This is a genomic window from Halomonas sp. HP20-15 (assembly GCF_033446685.1).
Classification (GTDB): Bacteria; Pseudomonadota; Gammaproteobacteria; order Pseudomonadales; family Halomonadaceae; genus Modicisalibacter.
Window position 1 is genome coordinate 169,034 of the sequence record NZ_JAWQLY010000005.1, and the last position, 19,824, is coordinate 188,857.

Annotated in this window: 14 protein-coding genes; all 14 read right to left on the reverse strand. The window is 55.8% G+C overall.

Going from position 1 to position 19,824, the window contains the following annotated elements; all coding sequences use genetic code 11:
• Window position 1: 1 nt before the first annotated feature.
• Window positions 2-1,126, reverse strand: coding sequence for a GDP-mannose 4,6-dehydratase (gmd, locus tag R6258_RS08890; RefSeq protein ID WP_318449314.1), 1,125 nt, complete (start codon window positions 1,124-1,126; stop codon window positions 2-4).
• A gap of 19 nt (window positions 1,127-1,145) precedes the next feature.
• Window positions 1,146-2,171, reverse strand: coding sequence for a glycosyltransferase family 1 protein (locus R6258_RS08895; RefSeq protein WP_318449315.1), 1,026 nt, complete (start codon window positions 2,169-2,171; stop codon window positions 1,146-1,148).
• The gene (locus R6258_RS08900; RefSeq protein WP_318449316.1) at window positions 2,158-3,351 is read right to left on the reverse strand and encodes a hypothetical protein; all 1,194 of its coding nucleotides are present in this window, start codon (window positions 3,349-3,351) and stop codon (window positions 2,158-2,160) included. Before R6258_RS08900 ends, R6258_RS08895 begins: the two co-directional genes overlap by 14 nt.
• A 69-nt stretch (window positions 3,352-3,420) precedes the next feature.
• Window positions 3,421-4,449, reverse strand: a complete 1,029-nt coding sequence (locus R6258_RS08905) for a hypothetical protein (RefSeq protein WP_318449469.1) — start codon at window positions 4,447-4,449, stop codon at window positions 3,421-3,423.
• On the reverse strand, window positions 4,367-6,628 hold the full coding sequence (locus R6258_RS08910) for a polysaccharide biosynthesis tyrosine autokinase (RefSeq protein WP_318449317.1): 2,262 nt from the start codon (window positions 6,626-6,628) through the stop codon (window positions 4,367-4,369). Before R6258_RS08910 ends, R6258_RS08905 begins: the two co-directional genes overlap by 83 nt.
• 41 nt (window positions 6,629-6,669) lie before the next feature.
• A complete protein-coding gene (locus R6258_RS08915; RefSeq protein ID WP_318449318.1) occupies window positions 6,670-7,119 on the reverse strand; it encodes a low molecular weight protein-tyrosine-phosphatase in 450 nt (149 codons plus the stop codon).
• On the reverse strand, window positions 7,116-8,252 hold the full coding sequence (locus R6258_RS08920; protein WP_318449319.1) for a polysaccharide export protein: 1,137 nt from the start codon (window positions 8,250-8,252) through the stop codon (window positions 7,116-7,118). Before R6258_RS08920 ends, R6258_RS08915 begins: the two co-directional genes overlap by 4 nt.
• Before the next feature lie 644 nt (window positions 8,253-8,896).
• Window positions 8,897-9,769 carry a succinate--CoA ligase subunit alpha gene (gene sucD, locus R6258_RS08925; protein ID WP_318449320.1) on the reverse strand — a complete coding sequence of 291 codons (873 nt, stop codon included), beginning with the start codon at window positions 9,767-9,769 and terminating at the stop codon, window positions 8,897-8,899.
• Complete coding sequence (gene sucC / locus R6258_RS08930) at window positions 9,769-10,935, reverse strand: ADP-forming succinate--CoA ligase subunit beta (RefSeq protein WP_318449321.1); 1,167 nt, start codon at window positions 10,933-10,935, stop codon at window positions 9,769-9,771. The genes sucD and sucC overlap by 1 nt, the downstream gene beginning before the upstream one ends.
• Before the next feature lie 145 nt (window positions 10,936-11,080).
• A complete protein-coding gene (gene lpdA / locus R6258_RS08935) occupies window positions 11,081-12,520 on the reverse strand; it encodes a dihydrolipoyl dehydrogenase (RefSeq protein ID WP_318449323.1) in 1,440 nt (479 codons plus the stop codon).
• Between the two features lie 89 nt (window positions 12,521-12,609).
• Window positions 12,610-14,208, reverse strand: a complete 1,599-nt coding sequence (gene odhB, locus R6258_RS08940; protein ID WP_318449325.1) for a 2-oxoglutarate dehydrogenase complex dihydrolipoyllysine-residue succinyltransferase — start codon at window positions 14,206-14,208, stop codon at window positions 12,610-12,612.
• A gap of 43 nt (window positions 14,209-14,251) precedes the next feature.
• Window positions 14,252-17,086 (reverse strand): 2-oxoglutarate dehydrogenase E1 component, encoded by a 2,835-nt coding sequence (locus tag R6258_RS08945; protein WP_318449326.1) that lies wholly within the window; start codon window positions 17,084-17,086, stop codon window positions 14,252-14,254.
• Between the two features lie 243 nt (window positions 17,087-17,329).
• Window positions 17,330-18,034 carry a succinate dehydrogenase iron-sulfur subunit gene (locus R6258_RS08950; RefSeq protein ID WP_318449463.1) on the reverse strand — a complete coding sequence of 235 codons (705 nt, stop codon included), beginning with the start codon at window positions 18,032-18,034 and terminating at the stop codon, window positions 17,330-17,332.
• A 17-nt stretch (window positions 18,035-18,051) separates the two neighbouring features.
• Window positions 18,052-19,824 (reverse strand): succinate dehydrogenase flavoprotein subunit, encoded by a 1,773-nt coding sequence (gene sdhA / locus R6258_RS08955; protein ID WP_318449328.1) that lies wholly within the window; start codon window positions 19,822-19,824, stop codon window positions 18,052-18,054.

The following is a 19,824-nucleotide window of genomic DNA, read 5'->3' on the forward strand; positions in this document are numbered from 1 at the left end:
TTCATCCCTCCACTGCCACGGGTATCTCGAATCCATGTTCCTTGAGCAAGGCAAAGCGTTGAGCAGCCTTAAGGTCCTCAGCCATCATTTCCTCGCACATACTTCGTAGGGTTATTTTAGGCTCCCAACCCAGTTTCAGCTTGGCTTTCCGAGGATCGCCTAGAAGAGTTTGGACCTCCGCCGGTCTGAAGTAGCGAGGGTCCACACGGATGATGACTTGTCCAGGCTGCAAGAAAGGCGCTTTGGCTCCGTGGACATGTTCCACGATCGCTCTTTCATCAACCCCCTTACCTACGAAACGCAGCACGATGCCAAGTTCGGCCGCACTCATTCGGATAAAATCACGTACTGATATCTGCTTACCCGTTGCAATGACAAAATCTTCTGGGGCCTCTTGCTGAAGCATCAACCACTGCATGCGCACGTAATCCTTGGCATGCCCCCAATCTCTCATCGCATCCATATTGCCCATATACAGGCAGTTCTCGAGCCCTTGGGCAATGTTAGCAAGGCCACGAGTTATCTTGCGTGTGACGAATGTCTCTCCGCGGCGCGGTGACTCATGGTTGAAAAGTATTCCGTTACAAGCGTAGATTCCATATGACTCGCGGTAATTAATCGTGATCCAGTATGCGTAGAGTTTAGCCACAGCATAGGGTGAACGAGGATAAAAGGGAGTAGTTTCACGCTGAGGCGTTTCTTGCACCTCTCCAAAAAGCTCGGATGTGGATGCCTGATAGAATCGCGTTTTTCTCTCCAGACCCAACAAACGAATTGCTTCCAAAATACGCAAGGTCCCCAATGCATCGACATCAGCCGTGTATTCTGGCGCTTCGAAACTGACCGCCACGTGAGATTGTGCCGCAAGATTGTAAATCTCATCGGGTTGGATTTGTTTTATAAGTCCTATCAGGTTTGAAGAGTCGGTAAGATCACCATAATGCAGGGCGAAACGCTTAGGTTCAGCATGAGGGTCTTGGTAGATGTGGTCAACGCGCTGGGTGTTGAAAAGTGAAGCACGGCGTTTTATACCATGTACTTCGTAGCCCTTGTCGAGAAGGAGTTCAGCGAGATAGGAACCATCTTGTCCCGTTACGCCTGTAATGAGTGCAACTTTTTTAGCCATCAAACTGATCCCTCAGCCATCATTGTAGACGCTCATAAATTCTATAGGTTTCTTCAAAACACTTTTGCCATGAGAATTTATTAGCTTGCTCTAGTCCCGCGCGCACGAGCCGCTCGCGCTCCCTTCCAATCTTCAAATTTTTCAGTGCATCCGCTAAAAGCCTGATATCCGGGCGCTCTACAAGTAAGGCTGCTTCTCCAGCCACCTCGGGAATGGAAGAAGCATTGATAGCTATCACGGGACACCCGGCTCGCATTGCCTCGATGATGGGTATGCCGAAACCTTCATAACTGGACGGATATAATAGACAGTAACTGGAGTTATACATATAGTTCAACTGCTTATTACTCAAATGCCCCATGTGTCGATAACGACCAGGCATTATTTCATCCAAAAAGGCCTTCTCTCTCTTTGTAAAGCCTCCCCCACCTATTACTGTCAGCTCAAGAAAGGAGCACTGACTGACTGCCTGCGCGGCAATTTTAAAATTCTTATGCCCCGTCCGGCTGCCTACAAATAAAACTTGCTCGGTAGTAAGATCATAATCTGATAATGGTCGATAGCACTCTGACACGCCGTTATAGACTATCTCAATTTTACTTTCTTCGACCTTGCAGTATTGCATTAGGTCTTTAGCCGTGTTATTAGAAATACAAATGACAACGTCGCTTTTTTTTATAGATTCGTTTTTTTGCCAAACATGAACCCATTTCCGCGGCCCACTAACAAGTTTTTCGTAAGTAAAATCATGCACGGTCGTGACTGTTGGCACAGTCAAGGAAGGAATGCGATAGTAGCTGGAGTGGAAAACGCAGTCGCTGTCCACATCACTACGCATGTAGCGCTCCAATGGTCTACTCTTTTTCTGGACTAGCCCTTGCTTGTTATCCAAACTCGAGAGAGTGACGTTAAGTTCGCTTTTCTCATGTATTAACAACTTAGCTTTGGCATTGGCAGCGACTAGCCGGCTATAGAGTTCATGAAAGTAAACAGAAATGCCCCCGTGCTGCTGTAAGCTAAAAACAATACCATCAATGTATATCATCAACTCCCTCCCTGCCATGCAGCTGCTGGCTACGGTCAAAGTGATTCTTTTGAATGCCATAAAGTATAATTGCCCAGCACACTACATTGAGTATATTCCCTGTTGAAAACAGGCCGGCATCAAGAGACGCCTGTGTATACAACGCTGGGACCAAAGGAAGAACGAACCAGCCATTCACTTTATAAGCCCCTAAATAGTAACAACAAACTACAAAGAGGCTAAAAACCCAGCAGATCCCGATGATGCCCGTCTCCACGAACAGACTGACAAAATAATTATCAACTCGCACCATCTCATACCTTAATTCCAAGTCTCCTCGACCGAGGGCTCCCCAAAAACCCGAGTAACTCTCCAATATTGAACTCCAGTTATCAAGCCTAAAACTACTAATACTATTAATTTGATCGTAATAGAATCCACTAACAAAAAAGGGGACGAACCACAACACAATAAAATAAAAAACCAGCGATGTCGCCACACCCAAATATTTTAATGACACATTGAGTGAAAAAAACAAAGCCACGAAGAGCAATGAGTTCCTAGACTGAACCAAATATAATAGAAAGAATACGGCAAAGCATATTATCAAGTAGCCAATCATGCTTTTTTGCTTACCAAAGAATACATATAAAAGAAGCAAGGAAGATATTATGTTACCAGTCTCTTTAGGGTGCTGAATGCCTAGTAACAACCTGGGCCTGCCATAATATGTATTATACAAGAAGCCTGCTCCATTCAATAACACATCGACTACTACAGGTAGCAACATGATGCTCAATAATAAAGCACCACTTGCCCTATAGGATTTCAACGAATCACTTATGCAACAGACAAAAACAAAAAAAACAAAATATTGTAGTGCGCCCACGACATTAAACGCAAAGAATAGATATAGCGCAAAGCCAAGCATCCAAAATAGATAAATAGGCATTGTTTCTCTAGCCACACTCCGCCCTGCAATTGCTCCTAAAAATATATATAGGGAAGCAGCTACTATCGTTACTATATGTTTTGCCCAATATAGGCCGGCCACATCTTCCCATACATATATATTAGATATTACAAATATAAGTGTATATAAATTCAAAATATTTAAGCTCGGGAACTGAATGCCTTTTTGAGCCGGCAGAATTTCCCCAACTTCGCTTATTCGGTTATACTCAAGTCTATCGTTAAGCAACGCAAATACTCCTGATATAAACGAATAAGCTATCGCGAGCACTGCAAGTTATGGCGCGCAAACGCATGGCTAGACGTCATGCAGATTGACGAATTTTACGTTTGGAAGCGTAATGTATCTTTCCACACTGCTGTCGTGGTGGTATACATCTATTTCGCGATACAAACCGGCCAAATTGATTAATAGCAATTCGGCCGGGATGGTGGATGGCACCAATATACTATCCGAGTCTAAAAAACTTGTATCGCACTCCCTTATATGCGGATGCAACTTAATGTATCGCAAACTATATCGACTTAGAGCTTCAATCGCATCTTGATAGACCTTCCAGCTAGATAGATAAACCACGCAGCTTACATTGCTATCTTTAGCTAAATTCTTTTTGCCTATAAAATATTTATCGCAGAAAATCTCTTCTAGCAACGCTGCGTATTCGCATATGAATTCTGCAAGCCCTTTTTCTACTCTATGAACCTTACCGCGTGTAGCAGGAAATTTATGATTGTATTCCTCTGGTTCGTAAACCCATATCGAACTGACGTACCGAGAACCACCGAGTCGGTCGCCTACACCTAATAGACGCAAAATGGCGGCCTTGAATTTTGAATAATAATCGTCTTGATAGGTACCGCAGCCCTCTTCGTAAATGGCAAATCTGACATTCGGCCTCGTACGCCGTACGTTATATAACGAATGGCATATACGGACACCCACATCCGAGTCGATGAAAATCGTATCGAAAGCCTCCCTCTGACATGCATTCAAGGCTTCCTTACGACTTTCATAAGAGCGCACGCATGACCAATGCCGATCGTTTTGTTTTATTCGCTCAAAAACCTCATCAGCTCCACTAAAGTCTTTGACCAGCAACAATTGCGCTTCATCCTGTATTCTTAGCTGGTCTCTTAATGTCATCGCGACCATAAGCTGCAGGGGTTTGGTTACAATAAACGCGGCCTTATCGACTTTTGCCATAGTTTCCTCTGCGACACGCAGGGTTAAGCTGACAGTATTTTTATTTTCGCATGCCCAACCCTGCATACGAATAATTGTAATAGCCGTAACCATAGGCTGTGGCCGCTTTACGTTCCATTGCATTGAGTACCGCGCCCTTGACAACTACCCCCCCCGTTTCGAGCCGCCTTATGGCTAGCTTTACCTCTTTTGGTGGGTTTAGTTGAAAGCGTGCCACTAGTAGTGAAGTACCAACATTCTTTCCGATAATAGTAGCATCGGTGACGGCTAGCACAGGAGGGGAATCAACGATGACCAAGTCGTATTGATTGCTGGCGTCTTCCAGCAAGTCCTTAAATGTTTTAGTGACCAATAACTCAGAGGGATTGGGTGGCGCGACGCCTCTTGATAGATAATACAGGTTTTCAATGCTTTCGACTGGACGTATGGAATCCTCTAACATTATTCTTCCTGCCAGCACTTCACTTAAGCCTCCCTCCGAGGACTCCCCAAAAACAGTGTGGATATGCCCTTTGCGCATATCCCCATCGATAATAAGCACCCGCTGTCCTGCCTGCGCACATACGGCTGCCAAGTTTACGCAAATAAAGCTTTTGCCAATCGCAGGACTTGGCCCGGTTATCATTAACCGGTTATCGTTACCTTCCAGCATGGCGAAATGTAGACTGGTACGTAGCCCTCGCAACGCCTCAATAGAAGTATCAGCCGGATTCCGCTCAGCCAAGAGGCCCGTCGCAATGGAATGTGCACGCCCATTGGTACGCTTGACGCGACGATTTAATTTAGCTTGTTCTTCGGATAGCGGCACCGTAGCGTAGACAGGCAAACCGAGCTGCTCGAGTTGATCTGGCGCCTCGACGCCACGATTGAAAGCCGCACGCAACAATACTAGCCCAACAGCCAGCATCGCACCGAACAGAGCTGCCAGGACGACTATCAGCTTCTTGTTGGGCTTCACTGGATTCGGAAGAACCTTGGCTTCATCCAGTATGCGAACATTGCCGACAGTACTGGCTTCAGCAATTTGCATTTCCTGTACTTTGTTACGAAGCTGCACATAGATTTGTTGGTTAACCGCGACATCTCTCTGCAGGCGCAGCACTTCTTGCTGAGTCTCCGGCAATTTTTTTATCTGGCTTTCAAGCTTTTCACGTTCGCTTTGTAGCTGTCGTTTCTTCTCGAGAAGCGCAGCGTAGGTTGGATGACTCGGAGTAAAACGACGAGATATTTCAGCTTCGGAAAATTCCAATTCATTGAGTTGGGACTCTAAATTAACCAAGCGCTCGAGTATGGATTCTGTTTCCAACGACAGATCGACGCTGTCTTTATCCGTGCGATACGTATTGAGGCTATCTTCTGCGCGGCGCAATTCATCCCGCACGGCTGGCACCTGGCTATCTAGAAAATTCAGGCTATTGCGCGCTTCCTGCGATTGGCGCTGAATATTCTGTGAAACGTATATGTCAGCGATCGTTGCCAGAGTTTTCTCCGCAAGCAACGGATCAGGGCTGGTTAAACCCCAGTTGAGTATCCCAGTCTCTTGGCCTTGTTCATTGATAGTCAGTTTTTTTCTCAAATCGTTAATGGCCATCAAACGTGGTATATGGGTAAGTTCATAGGTGGCTCCTGGAGGAGCGTTTATTGAACCAATCAGAACACTTATGTCGCCATCGAGAAAATCGCTTGAAACGCCAACCTTGCCTTCACCTAGAACTCTATCTTCATAACTTAAAATATAATTACTTTCATCACGCACTTTAACGGTGAAGGTTTCATTCAAGTACGCATCCGCTACTGGCATCGATTTGACATCAATTGTTTCGCCTGCCCAAGTATATTTCCAACCTTCTGTGGCCGAATTGGATTGATAAAGCCCCACATCACTCAGCAAATTGGTAACGAATGAGTCCGGCCTTTCAACGCCTATGCGCGTCAAGAAATCGCCGATGACTGGAAATCGTACCGGTTCAACCAAGAGGTCGAGATTAAGTATATCTACTGCCCGCCCTAACACCATACGCGAGCGAATAATTTCAATCTCCGATTCCGAGGGTGGTTCTTGGCCTAACAGACTAGTCACATCGGATAATGGATTAGTAGATGAGGCATTTTCAATCTGTACTAAGGCATCCGCTCGGTAGATAGGATCCGTCAATAGTGCATAGCCCGCCCCCGCAATGGCAAATATCGCTGTAATACTGGCGATTGTCCCTTTATGGTCTACGAGAATTCCATACAGACGACCCAAGTCGATCTCGTCATTGTCTTGTATAGCGCGGGAAGAGTGTGAATTTTGAGACATCGCTAGTTACCTGCAGCAGTGGGCAAGCTCACCGGTCAATTTCAGCCTAGTTTCTTTTGCCAAGCATCGGCGGCGCGTACCAATTGTCCATGTACATATTCGAAAACTTCGTGGCTTTTACGATAAGGGTCAGGGATTTCCTGACCCTTGTCGCTTGTACCCGACCAGCGCCCCAGCAAGAAGGTCTTGCCGATCGATGCAGGGTCCAGCTTGCCGATGGCGAGCCGTTGGCTCTCGCTCATCACCAGAACCAGGTCGGCCCACTGAATCATTTCCTGGGTCACTTGGCGGGCTCGATGTGACTCGACATTCAACCCTTCCCTTTCAGCCAATTCACGAGACGTCGGCTCGACGCCGTGTCCCACTAGGGCCCCCAGCCCAGCAGATTCGATCGTCAGAGCCGGTAGACGAGCCCGGAGCAGCGCTGCTGCCACCGGGCTGCGGCAGGTATTGCCCGTACAAACCACGAGGAGGCGGGAGAATTGGATCATTCTAAGTTTTCTTTGATTTCCGTGGCTTGATAAAGCGTCGTGAGCGACGGAAGAATCTGGTTGAGCACACGGTTCCAGAGTGAGACCGGTGCGGCCGTGACATAGACCACATCGGCGGGCTGGAGCATGAACTGCGCGCCGAGTACCAATGCGGCTGCATTCTTGGCATTCAATTGATAGACAGTCGCGAAAGTATCGCTTGACTCCGGATTGCCACGAATGACGAATATCCCCGAAGCGTCGGCACTCTCTTCTCGAATACCGCCCGCCCTTGCAATGGCGTTGGTCAATGAGAACTGGCCGTTGGCCATGGGGAAGGCGGCCGGTTCATTGACCTCGCCCATGACGTATATCTGCTGATTGCCAATATCCGGCACATGCAGGACATCGCCATCGCGGAGCTGAACGTTCTGGGTTATATCGCCATTCGACAACATATCGAATACTGAAATATGCGTGTCGCCACCATCGCGGCTCAGTATGACGTCATGCCAGTTGGCCGTAGAGGTCAGGCCTCCCGCCTCGCTGAGCACATCGAGCACACGCAAGGGCACGTTGGTCACCGGAAATACCCCAGGCTCGGTAACCTGTCCGGTTACGTAGACTTTTTGGGCGTTAAACGCGGCGACTTTGACATCGACCTGTGGCTCGGCGATATAGCCCGACAGACGACGCTGTATCTCCGAACGCACCTCTTTTACAGTGCGCCCCGCAACCTTGATCTGACCGACATAGGGATAAAAGATGGTGCCGTCGGAATGAACCACGTTGCCCGACTCTTCGGCGCTCCGCTCGCTACCGGCAGGAATGGTCAGTTCAGGGTGGTCGTAGACGATCACGTTCAGCACATCGCCGCGGCCGATACGATAATCGTACTCGACCGGCACGCTCGGGCTATCTTCGGCAAGCGCCGTCAGCGAAGCGACGTCAGGCCTGGCAGTCGGACGCATCGCCTTGACCAGATCGATAGTGATTGGCTCCACGCTGACGGCGTCGTGAAGCGGATCCACTTCCGCGTCGTAAGGGATTTTGCCACCGGGGGCCATGGCGCATGCGGAAAGCCACATCACAACTGCTATGCTTAGCAGCGGCATCCCCCACTGCCTTGGCAGGCGCTTTTTTGTCGAAACCATTTTTGTACTCCTGCTGATTATCTACAGTTAAGGCTCATTCGGGCATTGGCTGCTTGACTGTGCATCCGGATTTACAACCAATGCATAGAGGAATGCGGCGCAACCAGGCACATCAATCCACCGCAGCACACCGGTGGGCGTAACAAGTGAAAAAAGAAGATATTTTGACCACGCTACCGCCCTGGCGGTCACAAAGCTCTCCTGCCATCGTTTTTTCTTTTAATTTTCAATAAGCTGAGTGCAGAAATCCTGTGTTATGCAAGATTTCCGTTGTGTAAAGAAACGTATACTCACGCTTTCAATGTAGGCCATGCTAGTTTTTTTTAAAGACAATTACAGGGTTATTTTGCTTATAACGATCTTTTACGAGATTCTTAATGCAAGGCTTTAAACAACCATAGGCGCCGACTTATAAAACAATATTACCGTTTCTAAAAACCATGACTGGACGGCTAATAAAAACACTCATGTTAAATATTAAATAAGTCATTACAGGACAGCTCATGGCGACCTAATACCCTAGGCGCGGGTATAAAAATCGTAATGAAGATAGGGTGTTGCGGATAAAGTGCAGGCGGAAGCTTGGCCGCTACAAAGAAAAAGGGCGCCCGATGGGCGCCCTTGCTACTTGCGGAAGGCCAGGCTTACCAGCCGGTGGCTTCCTTGAGTGCGTCGCCAATTTCGGCCAGCGAACGCACGGTCTTGACGCCTGCGGCCTCGAGCGCCGCGAACTTCTCGTCCGCCGTACCCTTGCCACCGGCAATGATCGCCCCTGCGTGCCCCATGCGCTTGCCTGGAGGCGCCGTCACACCGGCAATATAGGCCACGACCGGCTTGCTGACGTTGGCCTTGATATACGTCGCGGCCTCTTCTTCGGCAGTGCCACCGATCTCGCCGATCATGACGATCGCTTCGGTCTGAGGATCCTTCTCGAACAGCTCGAGAATGTCGATGAAGTTGGAGCCCGGGATCGGGTCGCCGCCGATACCCACGCAGCTGGACTGACCGAAGCCATGATCGGTCGTCTGCTTGACCGCTTCGTACGTCAAGGTGCCGGAGCGCGACACGATGCCCACCCGACCCGGCTGGTGGATGTGCCCCGGCATGATGCCGATCTTGGACTCGCCCGGCGTGATCACACCGGGGCAGTTCGGCCCGATCAGGCGCACGCCCAGCTCGTCGCACTTGACCTTGACGTCGAGCATGTCGAGCGTGGGAATGCCTTCGGTGATGCATACGATCAACTTGATGCCGGCATTGGCAGCCTCGAGGATCGAGTCCTTGCAGAACGGTGCCGGGACGTAGATGACCGAGGCTTCGGCACCGGTCTTGTCGACGGCTTCCTTGACGGTATTGAACACCGGCAGGCCCAGATGCTCCTGGCCGCCCTTGCCCGGCGTCACGCCGCCGACCATCTGCGTGCCGTAGGCGATCGCCTGTTCGGAGTGGAAGGTCCCCTGGCCACCGGTAAAGCCCTGGCAGATGACCTTGGTGTTCTTGTCGATCAGAATACTCATTACTTGCCCTCCGCTGCTTTGACGACTTGCTGGGCCGCGTCGGTCAGGCTTTTAGCAGCGATGATGTTCAGTCCGCTGGAGGCCAGTTTCTCGGCACCCAACTCGGCGTTGTTACCTTCGAGACGCACGACGACAGGCACGTTGACCCCGACCTGCTCGACGGCTCCGATGATGCCTTCGGCAATCATGTCGCAGCGCACGATCCCGCCGAAGATGTTGACCAGAACGGCCTTCACGGAGGTATCGGAGAGGATGATCTTGAACGCTTCGGCAACGCGCTCCTTGGTCGCACCACCGCCAACATCCAGGAAGTTCGCCGGCTGCCCGCCGCTGAGCTTGATGATGTCCATGGTGCCCATGGCCAGGCCGGCACCGTTGACCATACAGCCGATGTTGCCTTCCAGGGCTACGTAGTTGAGTTCCCATTTCTGGGCATTGGCTTCGCGCTCGTCTTCCTGTGAAGGATCGCGCATCGCCTGCAGATCGGGGTGACGGTAGAGGGCGTTGCCATCGAGGTTGATCTTGGCATCCAGGCAGTGCAGGTTGCCTTCCTCGGTGATCACCAGGGGGTTGATCTCGAGCAGTGCCAGATCCTTGTCATGGAACAGCTTGGATAGGCCCAGGAAGATCTTGGTGAACTGCTTGATCTGGTCGCCCTTGAGACCCAGCGCAAAAGCCAGTTCGCGCGCCTGGTACGGCTGCGCGCCGACCAGCGGATCGATCTCGGCCTTGAGGATCTTCTCGGGCGTTTCCTCGGCGACCTTCTCGATCTCGACGCCGCCCTCGGTCGAGGCCATGAACACCACGCGCTGGGTGCCACGGTCGACGACAGCACCCAGGTACAGTTCGGTGGCGATGTCGGTGAGGTTCTCGACCAGGATCTTGGCGACCGGCTGGCCTTTCTCGTCGGTCTGGTAGGTCACCAGGTTCTTGCCCAGCCACTGCTCGGCGAAGGCCTGGGCCTCTTCCGGGCTCTTGATCAGCTTGACACCACCGGCCTTACCGCGGCCACCGGCATGGACCTGGGCCTTGACGACCCATTTGTCGCCGCCGATCTTCTTGCACGCCTCAGCAGCTTCCTTGGGGGTGTCCACGGCGAAGCCCTTGGACACCGGCAAACCGTAATCGGCAAACAGCTGTTTGCCCTGATATTCATGAAGGTTCATCGTGTCATGCCATTGGTTGCATGTGACTCGAACGGTGACCCGGTCGCTCATAAGGAGCTACCGGACCACCCCTTTTCGCCCGACGATTGCCGGAGCGACGCGCCTTTGGATACTCGCCAGACGCCTGCGGCAGTACGCGATCTGCTTACTTGCGCTTCTTGCGGTTGGCCATGTGAATCGCGTGGCCATCCACCGCCAGGGCGGCTTCGTGGATCGCCTCCGAGGTGGTCGGGTGCGCATAGCAGGTCAATGCCAGGTCTTCGGCGCTGGAGCCGAATTCCATGGCGATCACACCCTGAGCGATCAGCTCGCCGGCGTGCTGGCTGACGATATGCACGCCGAGGATGCGATCGGTTTCGGCATCCGCAATGACCTTGGCCATGCCTTCGGAAGCGTTGTTGGCGAGTGCCCGGCCATTGGCCGAGAACGGGAAGGAACCCGTCTTGACCTCGATGCCTTCGGCCTTGGCCTGCTGCTCGTTCATGCCGACCCAGGCGACTTCCGGAGAGGTGTAGATGACGGACGGGATGGCGTCGTAGTTCATCTCGGCCTTATGGCCGGCGATGATGTCGGCCACCATGACACCCTCTTCGGAAGCCTTGTGGGCGAGCATCTGGCCGCGTACGCAGTCACCGATCGCGTAGACGTTGGGCACGCTGGTACGGCACTGATCGTCGACGAAGATGAAGCCCCGCTCATCGAGCTTGACTCCGGCGTCGTCGTCGAGAATGCCCTGGGTGTACGGGCGGCGGCCGACACAGACGATCACCTTGTCGAAGGTCTGCTCCTGCTCGCCTTCGCTGTCGGTGTACTTGATGACGACTTCGTCATCCTTGATCTCGGAGCCGGTGACGCGTGCGCTCAGCTTGATGTCCAGCCCCTGCTTGACGAGCAGCTTCTGGGTCTCCTTGGCGATCGCCTGATCGACCATCGGCAGGAAACTGTCCATCGCCTCGAGCATGGTGACTTCGCTGCCCATGCGGCTCCACACGCTGCCCAGCTCGAGCCCGATGACACCGGCCCCGATCACGCCCAGACGCTTGGGCGCCTCGGTGAATTCCAGCGCACCGGCGGAATCGACGATCAACCCTTCGGTCAGCGGCGTCGGCGGAATCTCGACCGGCACGGAGCCGGAAGCGATGACGATATTGTCGGCCTCATAGGTCGACTTCTCGCCATCTTGGCCGGTCACTTCGACCTTGCTGTTGGAAAGCACCTTGCCGGTGCCTTCCAGGGCCGTCACGCCATTGGCCTTGAACAGCGCACTGATGCCGCCGACGTTCTTGGCGATGACGCTTTCCTTGAACTCGAGCATCTTGGTGATGTTGGCGGAAACATCGCCCACTTCGATGCCGATTTCGGCGTAATGGTCGCGGGCCTCGACGAACTTGTGCGAAGTCTCGAGCAGCGCCTTGGAAGGAATGCAGCCCACATTCAGGCAGGTACCGCCGTGCACGGTCTTGCCTTGCTTGTTGACCCACTTCTCGACACAGGCGGTCTTGAGGCCCAGTTGGGCGGCACGGATGGCGGCCACGTAGCCCCCGGGGCCCGCACCGATGACGATCACATCAAATTTATCGGCCATGTACTCTTCCTGTTCGGTCTACGGTTTTCTGAAATCTGGCTGAACAGCGCGCACCGTCCGTCAGATAAACCTGTTGGCTTGGCGGCGAATCACACGTCCAATAGCAGGCGTGCCGGATCCTCGAGCAGTTCCTTGATGGTCACCAGGAACTGCACCGCATCCTTGCCGTCGATCATACGGTGGTCGTAGGACACGGCCAGGTACATCATCGGACGTATCTCGACCTTGCCATTGACCGCCATGGGGCGCTCCTGGATCTTGTGCATGCCCAGGATCGCGGTCTGCGGCGGATTGATGATTGGCGTCGACATCAGTGAGCCGAAGATACCGCCGTTGGTGATGGTGAACGTACCACCCTGCATTTCATCGATGCCGAGCTTGCCAGCCCGCGCACGCTTGCCGAAGTCGACGATGGTCTTCTCGACGTCGGCGATCTTCATGCTGTCGGTGTCGCGCAGCACCGGCACTACCAGGCCGCGGTCGGTGGATACCGCCACGCCGATGTCCTGATAGCCGTGATAGACGATGTCGGTTCCGTCGATCGAGGCATTGACGTCCGGGAAGCGCTTGAGCGCTTCGCTCGCCGCTTTGACGAAGAAGCCCATGAAGCCGAGCTTGGTGTCATGTGCCTTGAGGAAGGTGTCCTTGTACTGGGCGCGCAGAGCCATCACCGCGCTCATGTCCACCTCGTTGTAGGTGGTCAGCATGGCCGCCGTCTGCTGGGCCTGGACCAGACGCTTGGCGATGGTCTGACGCAGCCGGCTCATCGGTACGCGCTTCTCGGGGCGCTCGCCTTCCACGGCCGGAGCCGCAGCGGTCGCCGCTGCCTTGGTGGTGTCACCGCCGGCCGGCTTGTCGGCGGCCTTCTTGGCGCTGCCTTCCTTGACGGCCTTCTGAACGTCTTCCTTGAGGATGCGTCCGCCCTTGCCGGTGCCTTCGATCTTGTTGGCGTCGAGATCGTGCTCGGCGACCAGCTTGCGCGCCGCCGGGGCTAGAATCTTGTCGCCGACCTTCTCGTCGCTGTCCGTCTCGTCCTTCGACTCGCTCGACTCGGTCTTGGCTTCGCCGCCGTTGTCTCCCTCGCCGCCGGCGCCTTCGGCAAAGATCGCCAGCAGGGCCTCGGATTCGACCTGCTCGCCTTCCTCGGCCTTGATTTCGGAAAGCGCGCCATCGGCCGGAGCGACCACTTCGAGCACCACCTTGTCGGTCTCGATGTCGACCAGCACCTCGTCACGCTTGACCGCTTCGCCGACCTTCTTGTGCCAGGTCGCCACGGTGCCTTCCTGTACGGACTCGGGGAAGGACGGGGCCTTGACGTCATGCTTCTTGCCCGAGGCGGCCGGCTTGTCGGCCTTCTTCTCGGACTTGCCCTCGTCCTGCTTCTCTGCCTTGGCGTCCGCCTGCTTCTCCTCGGACTTGGCATCCGCCTTGTCGTCGGCGGCTTTTTCCTGAGCCTCGCCGAGCATGCCCAGAACCTGCTCGGAATCGCAGGTCTCGCCTTCTTCGACCTTGATCTCTGACAGCGTGCCGGCTTCCGGCGCCACCACCTCGAGGACGACCTTGTCGGTCTCGATTTCGACGATCAGTTCGTCACGCTCGACACTGTCGCCGGGCTTCTTGTGCCAGGTGGCAACCGTGCCTTCGGCAACGGATTCCGGAAAACTGGGCGCTTTGATCTCGGTAGCCATTTGGTTTCCTTAGTGTGTTCTCTCTCGTCCCGGTGACGATGCCTCAGGCATTGAAGGCGTCGTTCACCAGCTGGCGCTGTTGTTCAACGTGCACGGACATGTAGCCGGCAGCCGGGGCGGCGGATGCCGGCCGTCCGGCAAACTTGAGCTCGCGCCCCAGCCCTTCACCGATCATGTCGGCGACCACGCGCATGTGATGCTGGCTCTGGTACCAGGCGCCCTGGTTGAGCGGCTCTTCCTGGCACCAGATGACCTGCTCGAGGTTGCCGTAGCCCTTGAGTGCCTCGTAGAGCTCCTCCTTGGGGAAGGGATAGAGCTGTTCGATGCGCACGACGGCCGTATCTTCGCGCTCGTTCTCGCTGCGATAGGCGGCCAGATCGTAGTAGACCTTGCCGGCACACAGCACCACTCGCTTGACCTTGTCGGCCTCGAGCTTGCCCTGGTCGGCCAGCACCATGTTGAAGCGTCCGTTGGCCAGTTCCTCCAGCGTAGAAGTCGCTTCCTTGTGGCGCAGCAGACTCTTCGGTGACATCACGATCAACGGCTTGCGCAGCGGACGAATAACCTGGCGACGCAGCAGGTGGAAGATCTGCGCCGGCGTGGTCGGCACGCAGACCTGCATGTTGTGCTCGGCACACAGCTGCAGGAAGCGCTCGAGGCGAGCGGAGGAGTGCTCCGGGCCCTGGCCCTCGTAGCCGTGCGGCAGCAGCATGGTCAACCCGCACAACCGGCCCCACTTCGATTCGCCCGACGAGATGAACTGGTCGACCACGACCTGCGCACCGTTGAAGAAGTCGCCGAACTGGGCTTCCCAGATCACCAGCGCATTGGGCATGGTCGTGGCGTAGCCGTACTCGAAGGCCACCACCGCCTCTTCCGAGAGATAGGAATCGCGGATGGTGAAACGTGGCTGCCCGTCGCGAATATGCTCGAGCGGCACATAGGTGGTGCCATCCTTCTGGTTGTGCACCACCGCATGGCGGTGTGAGAAGGTGCCGCGTCCACTGTCCTGACCGGTCAGACGTACCGGATGGCCCTGATCAAGCAGCGTGGCATAAGCCAGCGTCTCGGCGAAGCCCCAGTTGAGCGCCATGCCGCCGGCCAGCATCTTGCGCCGGTCCTCGTATATCTTCGCCACCTGGCGCTGCATCTGCACGCCATCGGGCACTTCGCACATGCGCGCGGCAAGTTGCTGCATGTGCTTCATGTCCATCGAGGTGTCGGCATCGCCGGTCCACTCGTGGCCCAGGTACGGCGTCCAGTCGACGAACAGCTCCTTGTTGGGCTGCTTGACCAGCGCGTTGGCCACATGGTTGCCGGCCGCCAGATCCTCGCGATATTTCTCGGAAAGCGCCTTGGCCTGGTCCTCGTCGAGCAGCCCCTCCTCGATCAAGCGCTGCGCGTAGAGCGCCCGCGATGTCTTATGCGACTTGATCTTGTGATACATCATCGGCTGGGTACCGGACGGCTCGTCGGCCTCGTTGTGGCCGCGGCGGCGATAGCAGACCAGATCGATGACGACATCCTTGTGGAACTGCTGACGATAGTCGAGCGCCACCTGGGTGGCGTGAATGACCGCGTCGGCGTCGTCGCCGTTGACGTGGAAGATCGGCGCCTGAACCATCTTGGCGATATCGGTGCAGTACTCGGTCGAACGCGTGTCCTGCGGATGCGAGGTCGTGAAGCCAACCTGGTTGTTGATCACGATGTGCAGCGTGCCACCGGTCTTGTAGGCACGGGTCTGCGACATCTGGAAGGTTTCCATGACCACGCCCTGCCCGGCCATGGCCGCATCGCCGTGGACGTTGATCGGCAGCACCTTGTCGCCCTCAACATCGTTGCGACGGTCTTGGCGGGCGCGTACCGAGCCCTCGACCACCGGCGCGACGATCTCCAGGTGCGACGGGTTGAAAGCCAGTGCCAGATGCACCTCGCCGCCCGGGGTCATCACGTTGGAACTGAAGCCCTGATGATACTTGACGTCGCCGGAGCCCTTCTCGATGACCTTCTTGCCGTCAAATTCGTCGATCAGCTCCGAGGGACTCTTGCCGAGGATATTGACCAACAGGTTGAGGCGGCCACGGTGGGCCATGCCGATGACCATTTCCTTGGTACCGTAACCACCGCCACGCTGAATGATCTCGTCCATCATCGGGATGAACGTCTCGCCCCCCTCCAGGCCGAAGCGCTTGGTGCCCGGGTACTTGGACGCCAGGTAGTTTTCCAGTCCTTCGGCGGCGGTCAGGCGCTCGAGCATGTGCATGCGTACGTCGTCGCTGAACTTCGGCTTGGAGCGTACCGACTCGAAACGCTGCTGCAGCCAGCGCTTCTCTTCCGTGTCGACGATGTGCATGAACTCGCAGCCGATGCTGCGGCAGTAGGTCTTCTCCAGCGCATCGACGATTTCCTTGAGCGGCGCCGTATCCTTGCCCAGAAACAGCGACCCGGTCTGGAACTCGGTGTCCATGTCGGCCTGGGACAGCTGATGGAAGGACAGCTCGAGATCGGGCACCGGGGTAGGATTGCGCAGTCCGAGCGGATCGATATCGGCTTTCTGATGACCGCGAAAGCGATAGGCGTTGATCAACTGCAGGACCTTGACCTGCTTCTTGTTCTCGCCACTGTCGACGGCGGCGACAGGCGCTGCGCCGCGTCGGCTTTGCGCCAACTGGTAGAACTGGTCGCGGATCGGACTGAGGGGAATATCTTGAGAGGGACTGCCTTCCGGGCGCGGTAACTTGTCGAAGTAGTTACGCCATTCATCCGGAACTGCATTGGGATCGACGAGGTACTGTTCGTAGAGCGCTTCAACATAGTGAGCGTTGCCGCCGCTCACATGCGAAGTGCGCCACATCAACTCCATAATGCCTTCTTGCATCTCTAGGTCACCCTGCGCTGATGGGGTGTTGTCGGCGCCGCATGCGATAACGCTCCGGCGTCACTCATTGCTCACTACTCATTACTTAGGGTAGCCGGGGCGGCGCCCACGCAATTCGGCGGCCGTGATCGTCAAGAGCCGGTGCCCCAGGGCACCGGCTCTTGACGCTTGGGCCGGCTCTACCCGCGGCACGCAACCCCGGGTAGGAACGGGGACCAATGATAACAAGTCACCCGTTCCGATTTAAGTGGCATTCGCCAACAGCAGCTCGCGAATCTTGCCGATCGCCCGGGTCGGATTGAGTCCCTTGGGACACACCGCGACGCAGTTCATGATGCCGCGGCAGCGGAACACGCTGAACGGATCCTCGAGCTCGGACAGCCGCTCGCGGGTCGCGGTGTCACGCGAATCGGCGAGGAAGCGGTAGGCCTGCAGCAGACCCGCCGGGCCGACGAACTTGTCCGGGTTCCACCAGAACGACGGGCACGAGGTCGAACAGCAGGCGCACAGAATGCACTCGTAGAGGCCGTCGAGCTTGTCGCGCTCTTCCGGCGACTGCAGGCGTTCGATGGCCGGCGCGGTATTCTCGTTTTGCAGGTACGGCTGAATACGCTCGTACTGCTTGTAGAAAATCCCCATGTCGACCACCAGGTCGCGGATGACCGGCAGCCCCGGCAGCGGGCGCAACACCAGCTTGCCGTTCTTGATGACGTCGGAAATCGCCGTGACGCAGGCCAGGCCGTTGGTGCCGTTCATGTTCATCCCGTCGGAGCCGCACACACCCTCGCGGCAGCTACGACGATAGGCCATCGAGCTGTCCTGCTGCTTGATGATCTCGAGGACGTTCAGGACCATTAAGTCGCGGCCCTGGGTGTCCACCTGGAACTCCTGCATGTACGGCGCGGAGTCGGCTTCCGGGTTGTAGCGGTAGACGGATACCTGAAGCATGGACATCGTGGTCCCCCTCAATAAGTACGGACTTTCGGCTCGAAGGTATCGAGCGTCTTCGGCTGGAAATTCACATCACGCTTGCCCAGCTTCTTGTCGAGCGGGTGGTAGATGGAATGCTTCAGCCAGTTGACGTCGTCCCGGTCCGGGTAGTCGTAACGGGAATGGGCGCCGCGGCTTTCCTTGCGCTCCAGCGCGGAAATGGCGGTGGCTTCGGCCACTTCCAGCAGGTTATCGAGCTCCAGGGCTTCGACGCGCGCGGTGTTGAAGGCGTTGGACTTGTCGCCCAGATGCGCGTTGGCGATCCGCTCGCGCAGGTCGGCCAGCTTCTTGACCCCTTCCTGCATGTGGTCTTCCTGGCGGAACACGCCGAACGAGGTCTGCATGGTTTCCTGCAATTCGGCACGCAGTGCCGGTATCGCCTCGCCACCGCTGGTGTCGTTCCAGCGGTTCATGCGTGCCAGCGCGCTGTCGATGTCCGACTGCGTCGCATCCAGGTATTCGACGCCTTCGTTGAGCGCGCTCTCGATGAAGATACCTGCGGCACGGCCGAACACCACCAGGTCGAGCAAGGAGTTGCCACCCAGGCGGTTGGCGCCGTGCACCGAGACGCAGGCCGCTTCGCCGCAGGCGAACAGGCCATTGATGATCTGGTCGTTGCCGTCGGCGTCCTGCATCAGCGCCTGACCGTGCACGTTGGTAGGCAGGCCACCCATCATGTAGTGGCAGGTCGGCACGACCGGAATCGGCTCCTTGGCCGGGTCCACCGAGGCGAAGGTCTTGGCCAGCTCGACGATGCCCGGCAAGCGCTTATGCAGCACCTCCTCGCCCAGGTGATCGAGCTTGAGCATCACGTGATCGCCGTTCTCGCCGCAACCGCGTCCTTCGAGGATCTCCATGACCATCGAACGGGCGACGACGTCGCGACCCGCCAGGTCCTTGGCGTTGGGCGCATAGCGCTCCATGAAGCGCTCGCCATCCTTGTTGACCAGGTAGCCGCCCTCGCCACGACAGCCTTCGGTGACCAGTACGCCGGCGCCGTAGATGCCGGTCGGGTGGAACTGCCACATCTCGATGTCCTGAACCGGGAAACCCGCACGCAGGGCCATGCCGATGCCATCGCCGGTATTGATCAGGGCATTGGTGGTCGACGAGAAGATGCGCCCGGCCCCGCCGGTCGCCAGCACCGTGGCCTTGGCCTTGATGTGCACGACTTCACCGGTCTCGATGCACAGCGCGATACAGCCGACCACGTCGCCGCTGGCGTTCTTGACCAGGTCCACCGCATACCACTCGTTGAGGAACACCGTGTCATTCTTCAGGTTGTTCTGATAGAGAGTATGAAGCAGGGCGTGGCCGGTACGGTCGGCCGCCGCGCAAGTGCGCGCCGCCTGGCCGCCCTTGCCGAAATCCTTGGACTGGCCGCCGAACGGACGCTGATAGATGCGCCCGTTGTCGAAACGCGAGAACGGCAGCCCCATGTGCTCGAGCTCGAAGACCGCCTTGGGGCCCTCGGAGCACATGTACTCGATCGCTTCCTGGTCGCCGATATAATCCGACCCCTTGACGGTGTCGTACATGTGCCAGCGCCAATCGTCGTTGGGGTCGGCTGAAGCGATGGCACAGGTAATCCCGCCCTGCGCGGACACGGTGTGCGAACGTGTCGGAAAGACCTTCGAGAGTACCGCGGTCTTCTTGCCGGACTTGGCCAGCTCGAGCGCGGCACGCAGGCCGGAGCCGCCGCCACCGATGATGATTGCATCGAACGTCAGGCTACGCATATTGGACAT